The organism is Streptomyces herbicida (assembly GCF_032656585.1).
In the GTDB taxonomy this organism is placed as follows: Bacteria; Actinomycetota; Actinomycetes; order Streptomycetales; family Streptomycetaceae; genus Streptomyces; species Streptomyces herbicida.
This window is the reverse complement of the sequence record NZ_JAUYWJ010000020.1, coordinates 127818-144027: the sequence shown is the minus strand read 5'-3', so window position 1 is coordinate 144027 and position 16210 is coordinate 127818. Positions and strand designations below refer to the sequence as shown.

At 70.9% G+C, this 16210-nt stretch carries 13 protein-coding genes; 9 read left to right on the top strand and 4 right to left on the bottom strand.

The genetic code is table 11. From position 1 onward, the window contains the following. Positions 1-53 precede the first annotated feature (53 nt). The 5 genes from Q8A52_RS34970 to Q8A52_RS34950 all read left to right on the top strand — a co-directional run bounded on the left by Q8A52_RS34970 (position 54) and on the right by Q8A52_RS34950 (position 6374). Positions 54-2051, top strand: a complete 1998-nt coding sequence (locus Q8A52_RS34970; protein ID WP_316758846.1) for an Ig-like domain repeat protein — start codon at positions 54-56, stop codon at positions 2049-2051. 76 nt (positions 2052-2127) lie between these two features. Continuing rightward, a complete protein-coding gene (locus Q8A52_RS34965) occupies positions 2128-3036 on the top strand; it encodes a sortase (RefSeq protein ID WP_316758844.1) in 909 nt (302 codons plus the stop codon). A 52-nt stretch (positions 3037-3088) separates the two neighbouring features. Then, entirely contained in the window at positions 3089-3910 is an 822-nt protein-coding gene (locus Q8A52_RS34960) for a phosphate ABC transporter ATP-binding protein (protein ID WP_361618877.1), read from the top strand. 208 nt (positions 3911-4118) lie between these two features. Continuing rightward, on the top strand, positions 4119-4412 hold the full coding sequence (locus Q8A52_RS34955; RefSeq protein ID WP_316758842.1) for a hypothetical protein: 294 nt from the start codon (positions 4119-4121) through the stop codon (positions 4410-4412). Between the two features lie 84 nt (positions 4413-4496). Next, on the top strand, positions 4497-6374 hold the full coding sequence (locus tag Q8A52_RS34950; RefSeq protein WP_408649307.1) for a phosphatidylglycerol lysyltransferase domain-containing protein: 1878 nt from the start codon (positions 4497-4499) through the stop codon (positions 6372-6374). On the opposite strand, the gene Q8A52_RS34945 is transcribed toward Q8A52_RS34950, so the two are convergent. The 3 genes from Q8A52_RS34945 to Q8A52_RS34935 form a co-directional block, all read right to left on the bottom strand. Next, on the bottom strand, positions 6343-7611 hold the full coding sequence (locus tag Q8A52_RS34945; protein WP_316758840.1) for an ArgE/DapE family deacylase: 1269 nt from the start codon (positions 7609-7611) through the stop codon (positions 6343-6345). The two genes, Q8A52_RS34950 and Q8A52_RS34945, sit on opposite strands and share 32 nt — an antisense overlap. A 60-nt stretch (positions 7612-7671) precedes the next feature. Beyond that, positions 7672-9141, bottom strand: a complete 1470-nt coding sequence (locus Q8A52_RS34940; RefSeq protein WP_316758838.1) for an APC family permease — start codon at positions 9139-9141, stop codon at positions 7672-7674. A gap of 70 nt (positions 9142-9211) precedes the next feature. Beyond that, positions 9212-9946 carry a FadR/GntR family transcriptional regulator gene (locus Q8A52_RS34935; protein WP_316758836.1) on the bottom strand — a complete coding sequence of 245 codons (735 nt, stop codon included), beginning with the start codon at positions 9944-9946 and terminating at the stop codon, positions 9212-9214. Positions 9947-10215: 269 nt separating this feature from the next. Here Q8A52_RS34935 and Q8A52_RS34930 point away from each other — a divergent pair, with 269 nt between their 5' ends. Continuing rightward, positions 10216-11676 (top strand): amino acid permease, encoded by a 1461-nt coding sequence (locus tag Q8A52_RS34930; RefSeq protein WP_316758834.1) that lies wholly within the window; start codon positions 10216-10218, stop codon positions 11674-11676. Positions 11677-11793: 117 nt separating this feature from the next. On the opposite strand, the gene Q8A52_RS34925 is transcribed toward Q8A52_RS34930, so the two are convergent. Next, positions 11794-12231, bottom strand: coding sequence for a hypothetical protein (locus Q8A52_RS34925; RefSeq protein ID WP_003974483.1), 438 nt, complete (start codon positions 12229-12231; stop codon positions 11794-11796). A 510-nt stretch (positions 12232-12741) separates the two neighbouring features. On the opposite strand from Q8A52_RS34925, the gene hemL reads away from it, so the two are divergent. The 3 genes from hemL to Q8A52_RS34910 all read left to right on the top strand — a co-directional run bounded on the left by hemL (position 12742) and on the right by Q8A52_RS34910 (position 16172). Then, positions 12742-14058, top strand: coding sequence for a glutamate-1-semialdehyde 2,1-aminomutase (hemL, locus tag Q8A52_RS34920; protein ID WP_316758832.1), 1317 nt, complete (start codon positions 12742-12744; stop codon positions 14056-14058). A gap of 32 nt (positions 14059-14090) precedes the next feature. Then, a complete protein-coding gene (locus tag Q8A52_RS34915) occupies positions 14091-14738 on the top strand; it encodes a histidine phosphatase family protein (RefSeq protein ID WP_316758942.1) in 648 nt (215 codons plus the stop codon). Between the two features lie 147 nt (positions 14739-14885). After that, positions 14886-16172, top strand: coding sequence for a polysaccharide deacetylase family protein (locus tag Q8A52_RS34910; RefSeq protein WP_316758830.1), 1287 nt, complete (start codon positions 14886-14888; stop codon positions 16170-16172). Positions 16173-16210: the final 38 nt, after the last annotated feature.

Here is a 16210-nt window from a genome sequence, read left to right as displayed (position 1 = left end):
GCCAGATCCCTGCAGTTCCCTCTCTCCTCCAAGCTCTCGTCAGGAGAACTTCGATGCGCAACCTGCGCTCTTCGGCGGCGCTCGTCGCCGCTGCCGTGGTGGCCGGCGGCCTGGCTCTCGCCACCCCCGCGTCCGCCGACCCGACCCCGGCGGGCACCTTCCGCCAGCTGGTCGGCGTGGGCTCGGACACCACCCAGGACGTGCTGAACGCCCTCGCGGGCGACACCGTCAACGGCACCAGCTACTCCGCCACCGCCGTGAAGTCCACGAGCGGCGCGGGCCTCGCCTCGTACGACGCGATCGAGCCCGGCACCGGCTCCACCACCTCCACCATCACCACCCGCTCCGGCGGCTCGTCCTTCCTGCGCCCGAACGGCTCCGGCAAGGGCCGTATCGCCCTGAGCGCGTCGCTGACCGGCGTCAAGTTCCCGGACTCCAACGGTGCCGCCATCAACGGCCAGGTCGACTTCGCCCGCTCCTCCGGTGGCCCGTCCGCCTCCGGCACCACGCTCACCTACATCCCGATGGCGCGGGACGCCGTCGGCATCGCGGTGCGCGGCGCGGGCATCGACAACCTGACCGTGGCCCAGCTGCGCGACATCTACCTCGGCCACCTCACCGAGGTGAACGGCCACGCCGTGCACCCGAGGATCCCGCAGAAGGACTCCGGCACCCGCAAGTTCTTCCTCAACGCGATCGGTGTGAACACCGATGACGTCCCCGCGGACATGCCCATCGTCCAGGAGAACCAGGGCAACGCCGCGCTCACCGAGGACGGCGCGCTCGTACCGTTCTCGGTCGGCAGCTGGATCGCCCAGAACAACGGCGTGGCCCCGGACTACACCAAGGACTCGGTCACGGCCGGCGGGCACCTGGCGTCGGTCCAGCTGCCCGGCGACACGGATGGTGTCACCAGCCCGGTGACCACGGTCAACGGCAAGCTCGCCCCGGTCAACCACTACTACGACAACGCCACCTTCGGCCGTGACGTCTACAACGTCGTCCCGAGCCGGGCGATCGACCCGACCAGCATCTTCTTCGACAAGGACCTCTACGACGTCTTCGTCACCAGCGGCAGCCACACCGCCGTGCTGGCCGCGGACGACGCCGAGAAGGTCATCGCCTCCTTCGGCTTCGTGAACGAGTCGTACAACGGCTCGATCAGCGTGGCCAAGCACGCCAAGCTCGGCGGCCTGGAGGGGACCGGCATCGACGCCGCCATCCCGGCCGCGCCCGTCCTCAAGGCCACCCCCGGCGACGCGAGCCTGAAGCTGTCCTGGACCGCCCCGGCCGCCACCGCTCTGCCGCTCACCGACTACCGGGTCACCCTGACCGGTTCGGACGGCGCCGTCGTGGCCGTCAAGGACCTCCCGGCCGGCACCACCACGTACACCTTCACCGGTCTGGCCAACGGCAGCTACACCGCCACGGTCGCCGGCGCCAACCTCAACGGCACCGGTGCCGCCGCCACCTGGACCGGCTCCGTCAAGTACGCGAGCAAGACCACGGCGACCGCCGCCACCACGGCGTACGGCAAGACGCCCAAGGTCGTCGTCACCGTCGCCGGCTCGCACTCCGTCGCCCCGACGGGCAAGGTCACGGTGAAGGAGGGCTCCACCGTCCTCGGCACCGGCACCCTGGACGCCTCCGGCAAGGTCACCATCGGCCTGTCGAACCACCTCAAGGTCGCCACGCACTCGCTGTCCGTCTCCTACGCCGGCAGCGCCAAGCTCAACGCGTCCTCCACGACGGTCTCCCTGAAGATCACCAAGGCGGCGCCGTCCATCAGCAGCACCGCGCCGTCCTCGGTGAGCCACACCGCCCGGGCCAAGGTCACCGTGAAGGTCACCGCGACCGGCACCACGCCGACCGGCACCGTGCGCATCTACGAGGGCACCAAGGTGATCGCCACCGGCACGCTGAGCGGCGGCAAGGTGACCATCACCCTGCCGAAGCTGAGCCGTGGCAAGCACACGCTGCACGCGTACTACGCGGGCTCCTCGACGGTGGCCTCGAAGAGCGGCGCGAACTTCGTCATCAAGTCCACCTGACCCACCCGGCTGCCGGGGAGACCGCTCCTGTCTCCCCGGCAGCCCCCTCGAACTTCAGCGAAGGAGGCGGGCCGCCGTGGCCGTCGCCGCACAGTCCACGCTCGCACCGGCCGTGCCGCGCATGCGCGCCCGGGGCGTCACCGCCGTCCGCCATCTCGCCCGCGGCGGCCTGCTCAGCCTCGCCGCTCTGCTGCTCGGCATCACCGCCCAGCTGCTCCTGGTCAGCGGCGCCCAGGAACACTCCGCCCAGCACGCCGCTTTCGACGACCTGCGCAAGCAGCTCGCGCTGGGCACGGCCCCGGTGTCCCAGACCGACCAGCAGGGCAGGCTGCTGGCCCCCGGCACCCCGGTCGCGCTGATCGAGATCCCCGCACTGGACCTGAGCCAGGTCGTCCTCGAGGGCACCGACTCGTCCGTGATGACCGACGGCCCCGGCCACCGCCGGGACACCCCGATGCCCGGACAGGCCGGCACCAGCGTGCTGATGGGCCGCGCGGCGGCCTACGGCGGCCCGTTCGGCCGGCTCGCCGATCTGGCCGAGGGCGACACCTTCACCGTGACCACCGGTCAGGGCAAGGCCAAGTACCAGGTCGCCGACGTACGGCGGGCCGGTGACCCGGCTCCCGGCGCGCTGGCCTCGGGCAAGGGCCGCCTCGTGCTCATCACCGCCACCGGCGCCCGTTTCATGCCGTCCGGCGTCCTGCGCGTCGACGCCGATCTGGTCTCCGCGCCCTTCCAGACCCCGGCGGCCGTCATCCGCTCCGGCACCCTGCCGGACTCCGAGGAGCCGCTGGCCCGCCTCTCCGGCGTGCCGTGGCCGCTGGTGATGTGGCTGCAGGCGCTGCTGCTGGCCTCTGTCGCCGCCGTCTGGACCTGGCACCGCTGGGGCCGCCACCAGACGTGGATCGTCTTCGCCCCGGTCGTCGCGGTGCTCGGCCTCCAGGTCGCCACGCGCACCACCGAACTCCTGCCGAATCTGCTGTGAACCGAGGTATCCGACCGTGACCGACACCGTGACCGAAGCCGTCACCGACACCGTGACCGACACCGCCGTACTCCCCGTCCACGCGGCTCCGGCCGCCGACCCCGCCACCCTCGAGGCCCGTGACGTCTCGGCTTGGTTCGGCACCCACCAGGTGCTCAGCCGGGTCTCGCTGACGATGCCCGCGGGCCAGGTGACCGCCCTGATCGGCCCCTCCGGCTGCGGCAAGTCGACGTTCCTGCGCACCCTGAACCGGATGCACGAGATGATCCCGGGGTCGGCCTTCGGCGGCGAGGTCCTCTTCGACGGCGAGGACATCTACGCCCCCGAGCGCCGGCTGACGGACGCCCGCCGCGGGATCGGGATGGTCTTCCAGAAGCCCAACCCGTTCCCGGCGATGTCGATCTACGACAACGTGGTGGCGGGCCTGAAGCTGACGGGCACGCGCGTCGGCCGCCGTACGAAGGACGAGCTGGTCGAGGAGTCGCTGAGCCGGGCGGGTCTGTGGAAGGAGGTGCGGGACCGGCTGCGCCAGCCGGGCGGCGCGCTCTCCGGTGGCCAGCAGCAGCGTCTGTGCATCGCCCGCGCGCTCGCGGTACGCCCCCGGGTCCTGCTGATGGACGAGCCCTGCTCCGCGCTCGACCCCACCTCCACCCGCCGGGTCGAGGAGACGATCCACGAGCTCGCCGGCCAGGTGACCGTCGTGATCGTCACCCACAACATGCAGCAGGCCGCCCGTGTCTCCCAGCAGTGCGCGTTCTTCCTCGCCGAGCAGGGCACCCCGGGCGGCATCGTCGAGCACGGCGACACCGAGCAGATGTTCGGCTCGCCGGTGGACCAGCGGACCGCGGACTACGTGGCGGGACGGTTCGGCTGACGGTTCCCGGGGCGGGCGGGGCGTCGCCTCGGCGCAGGGCGTGTCGTCACCCGTGCGGGCGACCACCGGAACGCCGAGGTCCGCCGCGGTGGCCTGGGCGGGTCCGGTCTCGCCGACCGGGCGTTCGCGCGACCTGAGGCCAAGCCGACCCTACGTACTGTAGGTTCCCATCAGCCGACGGCCGTTCGTCTGTCCACCGGGGGGACTCATGCAGGGCACCGAGACACCGCAGGCCCGACGGCCCCGGCGGTTCCTCTCGCAGGCGTGTGTCAGTCTCGCGCCCACGCTCGCCGTGCTCGTCGTGAGCCTTGTGATCGCCGCCACGGGGGTGTATGAACTGTGCGGCTTCGGACTGCACAGCCTGGACCGGCGCCCGCATCTGTTCAGTGACGGGCTCGCCACGGGCGGTGTGATCGTCGCCGTCGTGGCGGCCGGCGCGGCCGTGGGCAACCTGGCATGGCATCTGGCGGCGGCGCGGCGGGGGTCGGACCGAACCGGGTGAGTCCCGGCAGGCCCATATCCCGACTTCCCTACAAGCTGTAGGGTCAGCCTAGTCCCGTCCCCGTCCCCAAGGTGACCAGTCACCATGCCCGCACCCGCACAGCGGCCGCCCCTGATTTCCCCACAGGTCCCCGCTCAGCGCAACTCCCGACAGCGCGCCACCGACGCCGACCCGTCCCGGCTCAGGGTCTGGGCCGCCACGGCCACGGTCTGGTACCTGCGGCTGATGGCCCTGATCAACGTCGTGGCCGTCATGTCGCTGCCGTTCCGCCAGGAAGTCCACGAACACAACACCGGCAGGCTCCTCGACCTCCACCGGGAGCACGCGCACCACGCCGGCCAGTTCTTCACCCCGTACCTGGCCACCGCCGGCCTGGTCTCGGCCGCGCTCGCGCTGTTCCTCGCGCTGGTGATGCGCCGCCGCAAGCGGGCCGCCTGGGTGTCCAACCTGCTGCTTGCCGGTCCCCTCTTCGGCCTCTACGTCCTCGCCCTCACCCAGCCCGAGTACCGCGGGCACGTCTTCAACTGGGTCTCCGCCGGCCTCACCGGGCTCTTCGTGGCCGCGCTGATCGTCGGGCGGCGGGAGTTCAACGCCGTCGGCGATCCCTCCAACCCGAAGCTGGCCCTGGCCGTCGGCGCGGGCGGCATCCTCGTCACCGGCGCTCTCGGCACGCTGCTCGTGAACGCCACCAACAAGCTCCCCGGCGCGAGCGTCACCGACGAGATCGTCTACACCTTCCTGCGGGGCATCAGCGTCGGCCCGCTCGCCGACCGCATCGATGCCGTGCACGCGCCCCGCTGGACCGACATCGCCATCAACATCCTGCTCGCGGCGGCCTTCTGCCTCGTCCTGTACGCCTGCTTCCGCTCACCCCGCGGCCGCCGGCTGCTCAGCGCGGAGGACGAGGAGCGGCTGCGCCGGCTGCTCGACCGGCACGGCGCCCGGGACTCCCTCGGCTACTTCGCGCTGCGCCGCGACAAGGCCGTCATCTGGTCGCCCACCGGCAAGGCCGCCATCGGCTACCGCGTCGTCGGCGGCGTGAGCCTCGCCTCCGGCGACCCCATCGGCGACCCGGAGGCCTGGCCCGGCGCCATCGACGCCTGGCTCGCCGAAGCCCGCCGGCACGCCTGGACGCCCGCCGTGATGGGCGCGAGCGAGGAGGCCGGCACGATCTACGCGCGCCATGGCCTGGATGCCCTGGAACTCGGCGACGAGGCGATCGTGGATCTGGCCGACTTCACCCTCGACGGGCGCGCCATGCGCGTCGTACGGCAGGCGCACAACCGCGTCCGCCGGGCCGGCTACACGGTCCGCATCCGGCGCCACGAGGACATCCCCGACGACGAGATGGCCCTGCTCGTCGAGCGCGCCGACCACTGGCGCGACGGTGCCACCGAGCGCGGCTTCTCCATGGCCCTGGGCCGCCTCGGCGACCCGTCCGACGGCCGCTGCGTGATGCTGGAGTGCCGGGACGCCGACGGCGCGCCCCGCGCCCTGCTCAGCTTCGTCCCCTGGGGCGAGCACGGCCTCTCCCTCGACCTGATGCGCCGTGACCGCGAGGGCGAGAACGGCCTGATGGAGTACATGGTCGTGGAACTCCTGCTGCGGGCGAAGGAGTTGGACGTCCAGCGGGTCTCGCTGAACTTCGCGATGTTCCGCTCGGTCTTCGAACGCGGCTCCCGCCTCGGCGCCGGCCCGGTCCTGCGCCTGTGGCGCTCGATCCTCACCTTCTTCTCACGCTGGTGGCAGATCGAGTCCCTGTACCGCGCCAACGCCAAGTACCGCCCGCTGTGGGAGCCGCGCTATCTGCTCTTCGCCAAGAGCAGCGACATCCCGCGCATCGGTCTGGCGAGCGCGCGGGCGGAGGGCTTCCTCACGCCGCCCGCGCTCCCGTCCTTCACCCGGCGCAAGCAGACTCCCCGCGAGGAGGTCACCTCGTCCCCACCGTCCGCAGCACAGTGAGCACCAACGCCCTTGCCACACCGACCACTTCGCTCACGGACACCCGCTCCTCGGCGCTGTGCGCCACCCGCACGTCCCCCGGCCCGAACTGCAGCGTCGGTATCCCGGCCCCGGCGTAGAGCCGCAGGTCGCTCCCGTACGGCGCCCCGCGCTCGCGGGGCCGGGAGGCCCAGCCGTTGGCGTCGGTGCAGGCGTCCCGCACCACGTCCCGCAGTGGATGTCCCTGCGGCATCCGCCCGCTGGCGAACCGGCCGCCCGGCCAGGTCACGGTCGCCGGACGGTCCCGCAGCCAGGGGTCGGCGGCGCAGGCCTCGGCCACACAGCGCTCCAGCTCGGCGCGGGCGTGCGCCGGATCCTCATCGAGGCGCACGCCGAGCCGGCCCTCGGCGACCAGCAGGTCGGGCACGCTGCTCGCCCAGTCGCCCGAGCGCACTGTCCCGACCGAGAGGGCGTACGGGATCGGGTACTCGGCCATCAGCGGATCCGGGTCGGTGTTGCGGGAGGTCTCCAGCCGGGCCAGCGCCGAGTGCAGCGGCACATAGGCGTCGATCGCGCTCACGCCCGCGTCCCGGGAGCCGGCGTGGGCCGCCTTGCCGGGGACGGTGATGCGGAACGTGAGGGCACCCGCGTTCGCGGTGATCAGCGTGCCGACGGTGGGCTCCGTGATGACACAGGCGTCTCCCCGGTGCCCGCGCCGCAGCGTTCCGAAGGCACCGATCCCGCCGTCCTCCTCGCCGACGACGAAGTGCACGGCGACCCGGCCGCGCAGCCGCACCCCGGCCGCCCGTACGGCGGCCAGCGCGGCAAGGTGCGCCACCAGCCCGGCCTTCATGTCACAGGCCCCGCGCCCGTGCACGACGTCCCCGGTCACCCTGGGCACGAACGGATCGCCCTCCCACGCGGCGAGGTCTCCGGGCGGTACGACGTCCACGTGCCCCTGCAGCACCAGCGTCGGCCCGTCGTCCCCGCCCGCCGTGTGCCCCACCAGCCCCCAGGCCTCCGTGCGCGGCACCTCCATGCCGGGGACGTCCGGCTCCGCGAGCAGCTCGGGCAGGTCCATGGACCACAGGTCCACATCGAGCCCGAGCCGCTCCAGCCGCCCGGCGAGGTGATGCTGGATCTCCGACTCGGCGGCGCTCCCGGTCACACTGGGGATCGCCAGCAGTTCGAGCAGGGTGCGGCCGATGGCCTCCTCGTCGACCGAGCCGAGGGCGGCGGCCTCCTCGTCAGTCAGCACACGGACTCCTTTCCGTCATGGTCACTCGACGTCCCCACTCGACGTGCGCACTCGACGCCCTCACTCCACGTCGGCGACGACCGACCCGACGCGTTCGGCCAGGCCCGGGTCGCGGCGGACCAGGAGGGACGCATAGCCGACGGAGGCGAGCAGCGCGGCAAGTGCCGCGTAGGGGAACCAGCTGTACGGCGCGGGCTGTCCCGGCTTGGCGAGGTAGTAGAGCGGAACCAGGATGGCCAGGGTGCCGATCGCGGGCAGCACCAGGTGCCGTACCACTCGGAACTCCTGTGGCCGGTATCTGCGGTAGTACAGCGGCAGGGCGATGTTGGAGGCGAGGTAGACCAGCAGGATCAGGATGGCGCCCAGGCTGGAGGACTCCGTGAAGAAGACCACGGGGTCCATCGGACCCTCTCCGCCGAGCAGATGCCCCAGGCCCCAGCCCGCGATGATCAGCAGCGCGGTGACGGTGAAGGTGACGATCGCGTTGGTCGGCGTACGGCGCGTGGGATGCACATAGCCGAAGAAGGAGGGCAGCAGCCCCTCGCGTCCCGCGTTGAACACCAGCCTCGCCTGGGAGTTGATCCCCGCGATCAGCACGCCGAGCGTGGAGGTCAGCCCCCCGACATAGGCGACGAACGCCAGCGCGCCGAGCGTGTGGCGGGCGACGTCGATGAAGGGGATGGGGGAGTCGCCGAGCCGCTCCACGTCGTAGCCGAAGCCGGTGACCGTGGCGTACGAGAAAAGGATGTAGCTCACCGTCATGATCGCGACGGAGGAGAACACCGCGCGGCCGACGTTGCGCCGTGGGTTCTCCGTCTCCTCGGCCAGCGCCGCCGAGTTCTCCCAGCCGATGAAGAGATACACCGCCAGCGGGAAGCCCGCCGCCAGCCCCTTGAGGCCGTGGGTGATGTGGTCGGGCAGGAACGGATCGGCCGAGAGATGGCCGCGGTGCTCCACGAGGGCCGCGATCGAGACCACGACCAGGACCAGCATCTCCACGGCGAAGAAGTAGCCGGCCCATTTGGTGGAGACCACGATCCCGCGCAGCATCAGCACCACTGACAACCCGGTCAGCAGCAGCGTCCAGATGATCCACGGCAGGTCTATGCCCGTGTAGTGGTGCAGGGTGATCTGCACGAACCCGCCCGAGATCGCGATGACGGAGCCCATCGCGATGATGTAGCCGAGTCCGGCCAGCAGGGCCGTGGTCACCGCGCTGACCGGCCCGAAGGTCTTGCCGACGAAGGTGATGAAGCTGCCCGCCGAGGGGTGCGCCCGGGAGAACTCGGCGAGGGTGTTGCCCAGCAGGGCGACGGCGACGCCCGCGGCGGCGATGGTCAGCGGGGACGCGACACCGGCGGTGGTGGCCAGGAAGGCGAAGCCGAAGAAGAAGCTCATGGCCGGGCCGACGTTGGCCATCGTGGCGGCGGCGATGTCCGCCATACCGAGCACGCCGCCGCGCAGCCGCTGGGGCGCGCCGTCGGCCCGGCCCGACGTCGGGGACGGGCCGACCGCTCCGGGGTCGGGCATGGCGGCGGCTCCTTCTCGGGGTGATGGCACGTGGAGGGGAGGGAAGACGGCTGGGCGGCGCGAGCGGGTGTCAGTCCGGGCCGGCGTGCTGGTGGGCCTTCACCGCTCGTACCGCCGGGTCCATCGCGCCGCGGGCGAGCTCGTCCAGCAGGTCGGCGTGGCAGCGGTTCCGGGCCCGTACCACCGCGGCTGCCGGAGCGGGCCGCAGCAGGCACTGCCGGCCGAGCAGGTCGGCGGCGAACTCACGGATCCCGGCGCCGCCGAGCGTCTCCGCGAGGTCGAGGTGGAAGCGGGTCTCCAGTTCGAGCAGCCTGGCCGGGTCGTCGACCAGGTTCATCTCGTCGACCAGTGCCCGCAGCCCGTCGAGCCGGCCGTCCGGGACCTCGCCGGCGGTGTGGGCCACGAGACCGCACTCGAGCAGCAGATGGAAGGCGTCCAGCGCGGCCGCCTCGGCGGCGTCGTGCATCAGGGCGACGACCGTGTCCCAGTCCGCGGCGACGAAGGTCCCGCCGGCCCGGCCGCGGCGGCGGTCGAGCAGGCCGTCCTGGCACATGCCCTCCAGCGCGCGGCGCACGGTGATCTCACTGATTCCCAGCTCCTCGGCGAGGACGCCGGCGTCCGGCAGCCGGTCTCCCGGTGACACGGACTTCAGGCGCACCCGCAGGGCGATCCGCGAGCGGACGAGTTCCGATCCGGTGGGGCCCCGGCCCGGCAGGACGCGGGTGTCCCATACCCCGGCGACCGGCGCGGGACGTGCGGGACCCGGCTGGCTGTAGGGACCGAACTTGCCCGCTGCATTCACCACGACGCCACCCTAACGGCCTGCCGAGCGGGGACCTGGCCCGCGGCGACGGCGTCCGTACGGGGGGTTGTCGCGACCATGCCGCGCTGTTGTGCATGGGGGCTCCCCAGGGGCCGGAACACGGGGACGGCGCGGTGGCGGCGGCGAACGATGCAGCTCCGCGCTGCACGAAAAATAGAGCAAGGTGAACACTTAAACAAGTCTTGTTCTTTTGGATCGTACTGAACTAATTTCCAGACGCCCTGGTCCGCACTCCCTCCATGGATGTCGAGATGACCACACGTCCCCCCGTCCCCGTCCCCTCGGACACCGGCCCGGCGGCGACCGCCGCCGAGAGCGCTCCGGCCGACTCCGGTCTGCAGGCCGGACTGAAGAACCGTCACCTCTCGATGATCGCGATCGGCGGTGTCATCGGCGCCGGTCTGTTCGTCGGCTCCGGCTCCGGCATCGCCGCCGCGGGCCCCGGCATCCTCGTCTCCTACGCGCTCGTCGGCGTCCTCGTCGTCCTGGTCATGCGCATGCTCGGCGAGATGGCCGCGGCCAACCCGACCTCCGGCTCGTTCTCCGCGTACGCCGACCGTGCGCTCGGCCGCTGGGCCGGATTCACCATCGGCTGGCTGTACTGGTTCTTCTGGGTCGTGGTGCTCGCGGTCGAGGCGACCGCCGGGGCGAAGATCCTGGCCGGCTGGATACCGGCGGTCCCGCAGTGGGGCTGGGCACTGATCGTCATGACCGTCCTGACCGCCACCAACCTGGCCTCGGTCAGCTCCTACGGCGAGTTCGAGTTCTGGTTCGCCGGCATCAAGGTCGTCGCGATCGCCGTGTTCATCGTGATCGGCGGCCTCGCGATCTTCGGCCTGCTGCCCGGCTCCGACCACCCCGTATCCGGCTTCTCCAACCTCACCGCGCACGGCGGCTTCCTGCCGAACGGCCCCGGCGCCATCCTCACCGGCGTCCTGATGGTGGTCTTCTCCTTCATGGGCAGCGAGATCGTCACGCTGGCGGCGGGCGAGACCGCGGACCCGCGGGCCGCCGTCACCAAGGCCACCAACAGCGTGATCTGGCGGATCGCGGTGTTCTACCTGGGCTCGATCCTGATCGTGGTCTCGCTGCTGCGCTGGGACGACCCGGCGATCCTCAAGGACGGCTCGTACGTCGCCGCGCTGAGTTCCATCGGCATCCCGCACGCGGCCCAGATCATGAACGCGATCGTGCTGACCTCGGTCCTGTCCTGCCTCAACTCCGGCCTCTACACGGCCTCGCGCATGGCCTTCTCCCTCGGCCGGCGCAGCGACGCCCCGGCCTCCTTCGGGCGGGCCACGGGACGCGGGGTGCCGCGCGCGGCCATCCTGGCCTCGGTGGTCTTCGGCTTCGTCGCGGTCGCCTTCAACTATCTGTGGCCGGACACCGTGTTCCAGTTCCTGCTCAACTCGTCCGGCGCGATCGCCCTGTTCGTCTGGATGGTGATCTGCTTCTCCCAGCTGCGGATGCGCAAGATCATCGAGCGGGAGACGTCCGAGAAGCTGATCGTCAGGATGTGGCTGTACCCCTACCTGACCTGGGCCACCATCGCCCTGATCACGTTCGTGCTGGGCTACATGCTCACCGACACGGCCGAGGGCGGCGGCCGCGACCAGGTGGTCCTGTCCACCCTGGTGGCCGTGGGCGTGGTGGTCTTCGCCCTGATCCGCGAACGCCGCGGCCGCACCCGGGACGCGGTCACCTCGTCATAGCGGCACCCCTGCCGGACGGCGGTGGTACGGCTCGGTCCGCACCACCGCCGCGGGCATGCAGAAGGGCGGGGTCCGAAAACCCCGCCCGCACACATGTGGAACTTGTGGAATGCCGGCTCAGGGCCACACCAGGCAATACGGCTGATGTCCGGCCTCGTGCAGCCGATGCGAGAAGTCCTGCCACTCGTGCAGCAGCTGGTACACGTTGAACGCGTCCCGCGGTCCACCCCGGTCCGGCACCGTGGACCAGATGAACGCCGCCGCGCCCACCGCTTCCTCGCCTATGCCCCGCAGCGGATCCACCACCGTCATCGGGAGCTTCACGACGGCGTAGTCGGGGTGCAGGACGACCAGCTCCAGGGGCGGGACCTTGTGCAGGGGCACACCCTCGATGCCGGTCAGCACCATCGCGGCCATCGTCTCCGGCTTGATCTTGGTGAACATGCCGTTCATGCCGAGCTCGTCGCCGCCGAGTTCCTCGGGGCGCATCGAGATCGGGACGCGGGCCGCGGTCGCGCCGTCGGGCGCGCCGAAGTATTTGTACGTCACCCCCACCCGACCACCATTCCTGCTCCCCGTTCTCAGCTGGTCGATCCGACGTTCGATACGTCGCTCGTCCCGCTCCGACTCACTCGGTACCCCGTGCGACTGACGTGCCTCGGTCTCCTCCGCCTCGCGTCGGTGCCTTCCCCGCCGGGCACGTCGAGGACCCAGGTCATCAGTCCCCTCGCCCAGTCCGCCACCGCGATGCATATCTCCACCCGACTGCTTTTCTAGGACGCGTGGCCCCCGCCGCGCAACCCGATCATCGTGTCAGTGACCTCCCCCACGGCCGCCCGCCGAAACGTGCGCTGAAACACCAGTCCGCAGGATCTTCGCAGCCTCTGAACACCATGAGCCGTATGAGCTGTGTCTATCAGCTGTGTGTATCAGCTCCCAGTCTCGCAGATGCCGCCGGGTCGGCCCGGCATCGGCGGCGTGATTGTCGGAGCGGTGACGAGGGCGTCCTACCCTGATGAGGTCACTACGCAACCGGAGTCCGAGAAGTCGGAGAAGTCGCACGTCATGAGCGAAATGCCCTATCCGTACGAAGCGCCTGTCTCGCAGGCTCTGTTCGACCGTGCGGCCGCCGTCACGCCCGGCGGCGTGAACTCCCCGGTGCGCGCCTTCCGGGCCGTGGGCGGTACGCCACGGTTCATGGTGTCCGGCGCCGGCCCGTATCTGACCGACGCGGACGGACGGGAGTACGTCGACCTCGTCTGTTCGTGGGGCCCCATGATCCTCGGGCACGCGCACCCCGAGGTCATCGCCGCCGTCCAGGAGGCCGTCGCACGCGGTACGTCCTTCGGTACGCCCGGTGAGGGCGAGGTCGCCCTCGCCGAAGAGATCGTCGCGCGGATCGAGCCCGTCGAGCAGGTGCGGCTCGTGTCCAGCGGGACCGAGGCCACCATGTCGGCGATCCGGCTGGCCCGCGGGTTCACCCGGCGGTCCAAGGTGATCAAGTTCGCCGGGTGCTACCACGGTCACGTCGACTCGCTGCTCGCCGCGGCGGGGAGCGGCGTCGCGACGTTCGCGCTGCCCGACACGCCCGGCGTCACCGGTGCCCAGGCCGGGGACACGATCGTGCTGCCGTACAACGACCTCGAGGCCGTGCACGAGGCCTTCCACCGGCACCCCGGTGAGATCGCCTGTGTGATCACCGAGGCCTCGCCCGGCAACATGGGTGTCGTGCCGCCGGGGCCCGGGTTCAACCAGGGGCTGAAGGACGCCTGCCAGCGCAACGGGGCACTCTTCATCTCCGACGAGGTCATGACCGGATTCCGCACCAGCCGTTCCGGGTGGTACGGGATCGACGGCGTCAGGCCCGACCTGATGACCTTCGGCAAGGTCATGGGCGGCGGCTTCCCGGCCGCGGCCTTCGGCGGCCGTGCGGACGTCATGGCGCACCTCGCGCCCGCCGGGCCCGTCTACCAGGCCGGCACCCTCTCCGGGAACCCGGTCGCCACCGCCGCGGGCCTCGCCCAGCTGCGGCTCCTGGACGACGCGGCGTACGAGAGGGTCGACAGCGTCTCCGCGCAGATCCAGGGCCTCGTCACCGAGGCCCTCACCAAGGAGGGCGTCGCGCACCAGCTGCAGACCGCCTCCAACATGTTCTCCGTCTTCTTCACCAACCGCCCCGTGCGGAACTACGAGGATGCCAAGGCGCAGGAGTCCTTCCGCTTCACCGCCTTCTTCCACTCGCTGCTGGCGGGCGGTGTCTACCTGCCGCCGTCGTCCTTCGAGTCCTGGTTCGTGTCCACGGCCCACGACGAGCGAGCCATCCAGAAGATCGCCGACGCCCTCCCGGCGGCGGCCCGAGCAGCCGCGGAGGCCACCGCGTGAGCACCAGCAACGACATCACCGTCGTCCACCTCATGCGGCACGGCGAGGTCGCCAACCCGGACGGGGTGCTGTACGGGCGACTGCCCGGCTACCACCTCTCCGAGCTCGGGCGGCAGATGGCCGACCGGGTCGCCGAGCACCTCGCCCCCCGGGACGTGACGTATGTCGTCGCCTCCCCGCTGGAGCGGGCGCAGGAGACCGCGACCCCGATCGCCAAGGCGCACGGGCTCGACCTCGACACCGACGAGCGGCTCATCGAGGCCGACAACGTCTTCCAGGGCAAGACCTTCGGGGTCGGGGACGGTGCCCTGCGCAAGCCCGGCAACTGGAAGCACCTCGTCAACCCCTTCCGGCCGTCCTGGGGCGAGCCGTACGTCGACCAGGTCGTACGGATGATGGGCGCGCTCAACGCGGCCAAGGACCGGGCGCGTGGGCACGAGGCCGTGCTCGTCAGCCACCAGCTGCCGATCTGGATCGTGCGGTCGTACGTCGAGAAGCGGCGGCTGTGGCACGACCCGCGCAGACGGCAGTGCACGCTCGCCTCGCTGACGACCTTCACCTACCAGGGCGACAAGATCGTGTCCGTCGGGTACACCGAGCCGGCGCGGGACCTCGTCCCCGCCCATCTGCTCTCCGGCGCCAAGCCGGTGAAGGGGCAGAGCAAGGCCTTCGGCGCCTGACGCTCCGTCAAGGGGCCCCATCCTGGGGCCCCTTAGGAACGTTTTGTCGCGTTCGTTGCGAAATAGAGAACAAGTGGCGGAACCTACCGGTTCGTCATGCCCTCTGAGTGGGTGACCACCAGCAGGACGTGACGAATCGGGGTTCTCATGCGCACCTTCTCCCGGAGGGGAATACTCGGCCTCGGCGCGGGCGCCGCGGCCGCCGCCGGTCTCGCGGGCTGCGGCACTCTCACTGCATCAGACGGGGACGGAGACGGTTCAGGTTCCGACGGGGGCCGTTCCGGGGGCGGCAACGGCGGCAAGGGCAAGGGGGGCGGGCGTTCCGGCCGGCCCATCGGGGACGGCTCCACGTCCTTCACGGGCAAGCAGCCCCACCAGCCCGCCAAGCCCGAGCCGCTGGAGCCGGGGCAGACGCCGCCGCAGTTCGTGATCTTCTCCTGGGACGGGGCGGGCGAGGTCGGCAACGGTCTCTTCCCGCGCTTCCTCGACCTCGCCAAGGAGCACGGCGCGAGCATGACCTTCTTCCTCTCGGGGCTGTATCTGCTGCCCGAGTCGAAGAAGCGGCTCTACAACCCGCCGAACAACCCGCGCGGCGCCTCCGACATCGGCTACCTCACCGACGACCACGTCAAGGCCACGCTGGCCAACATCCGCCGCGCCTGGCTCGAGGGCCATGAGATCGGCACCCACTTCAACGGCCACTTCTGCTCCGGCGGCGGCACCGTCGCCAACTGGACCCCACAGCAGTGGAAGAGCGAGATCCAGCAGGCCAAGGCCTTTGTGAAGGAGTGGCGGACCAACAGCGGGTGGACCGACCTGCCGTCGCTGCCGTTCGACTACGACAAGGAGCTGGCCGGCGGCCGTACCCCCTGCCTGCTCGGCCAGAACAACCTGCTGCCCACCGCCCGGGAGCTCGGCTGGCGCTACGACGCCTCCTCGCCCGGCGGCCGTCAGGTGTGGCCGCAGAAGAAGCTGGGGATCTGGGACCTGCCGTTGCAGCAGATACCTTTCCCCGGCCGCAGCTTCGAGGTCCTGTCGATGGACTACAACATGCTCGCCAACCAGTCGGTCAACTCGACCAAGGCTCCCGCCCACAACTACCCGGGCTGGCGGCAACAGTCGGCACAGGCCTACATATCCGGATTCGAGCGGGCATATAAGACAAACCGTGCACCCTTGTTCATAGGCAACCACTTCGAGCAGTGGAACGGCGGCATCTACATGGACGCCGTCGAGGAGGCGTTCAAGCACATCGCGCGCGAGAAGGAGAAGGGGGCCGATGTGCGGATGGTCTCCTTCCGGCAGTTCGTGGACTGGCTGGACGTGCAGCGGCCGCAGGTGCTCGGCAAGCTGCGTACGCTGGAGGTCGGGCAGCAGCCGGCCGGCGGCTGGAAGACCTTCCTGTCCTCCGGAGCCGCCTCGAACGCGGCCTGAAATGCGGGTTTCCACCCGCAAGGGGGGTGCGCAAGATC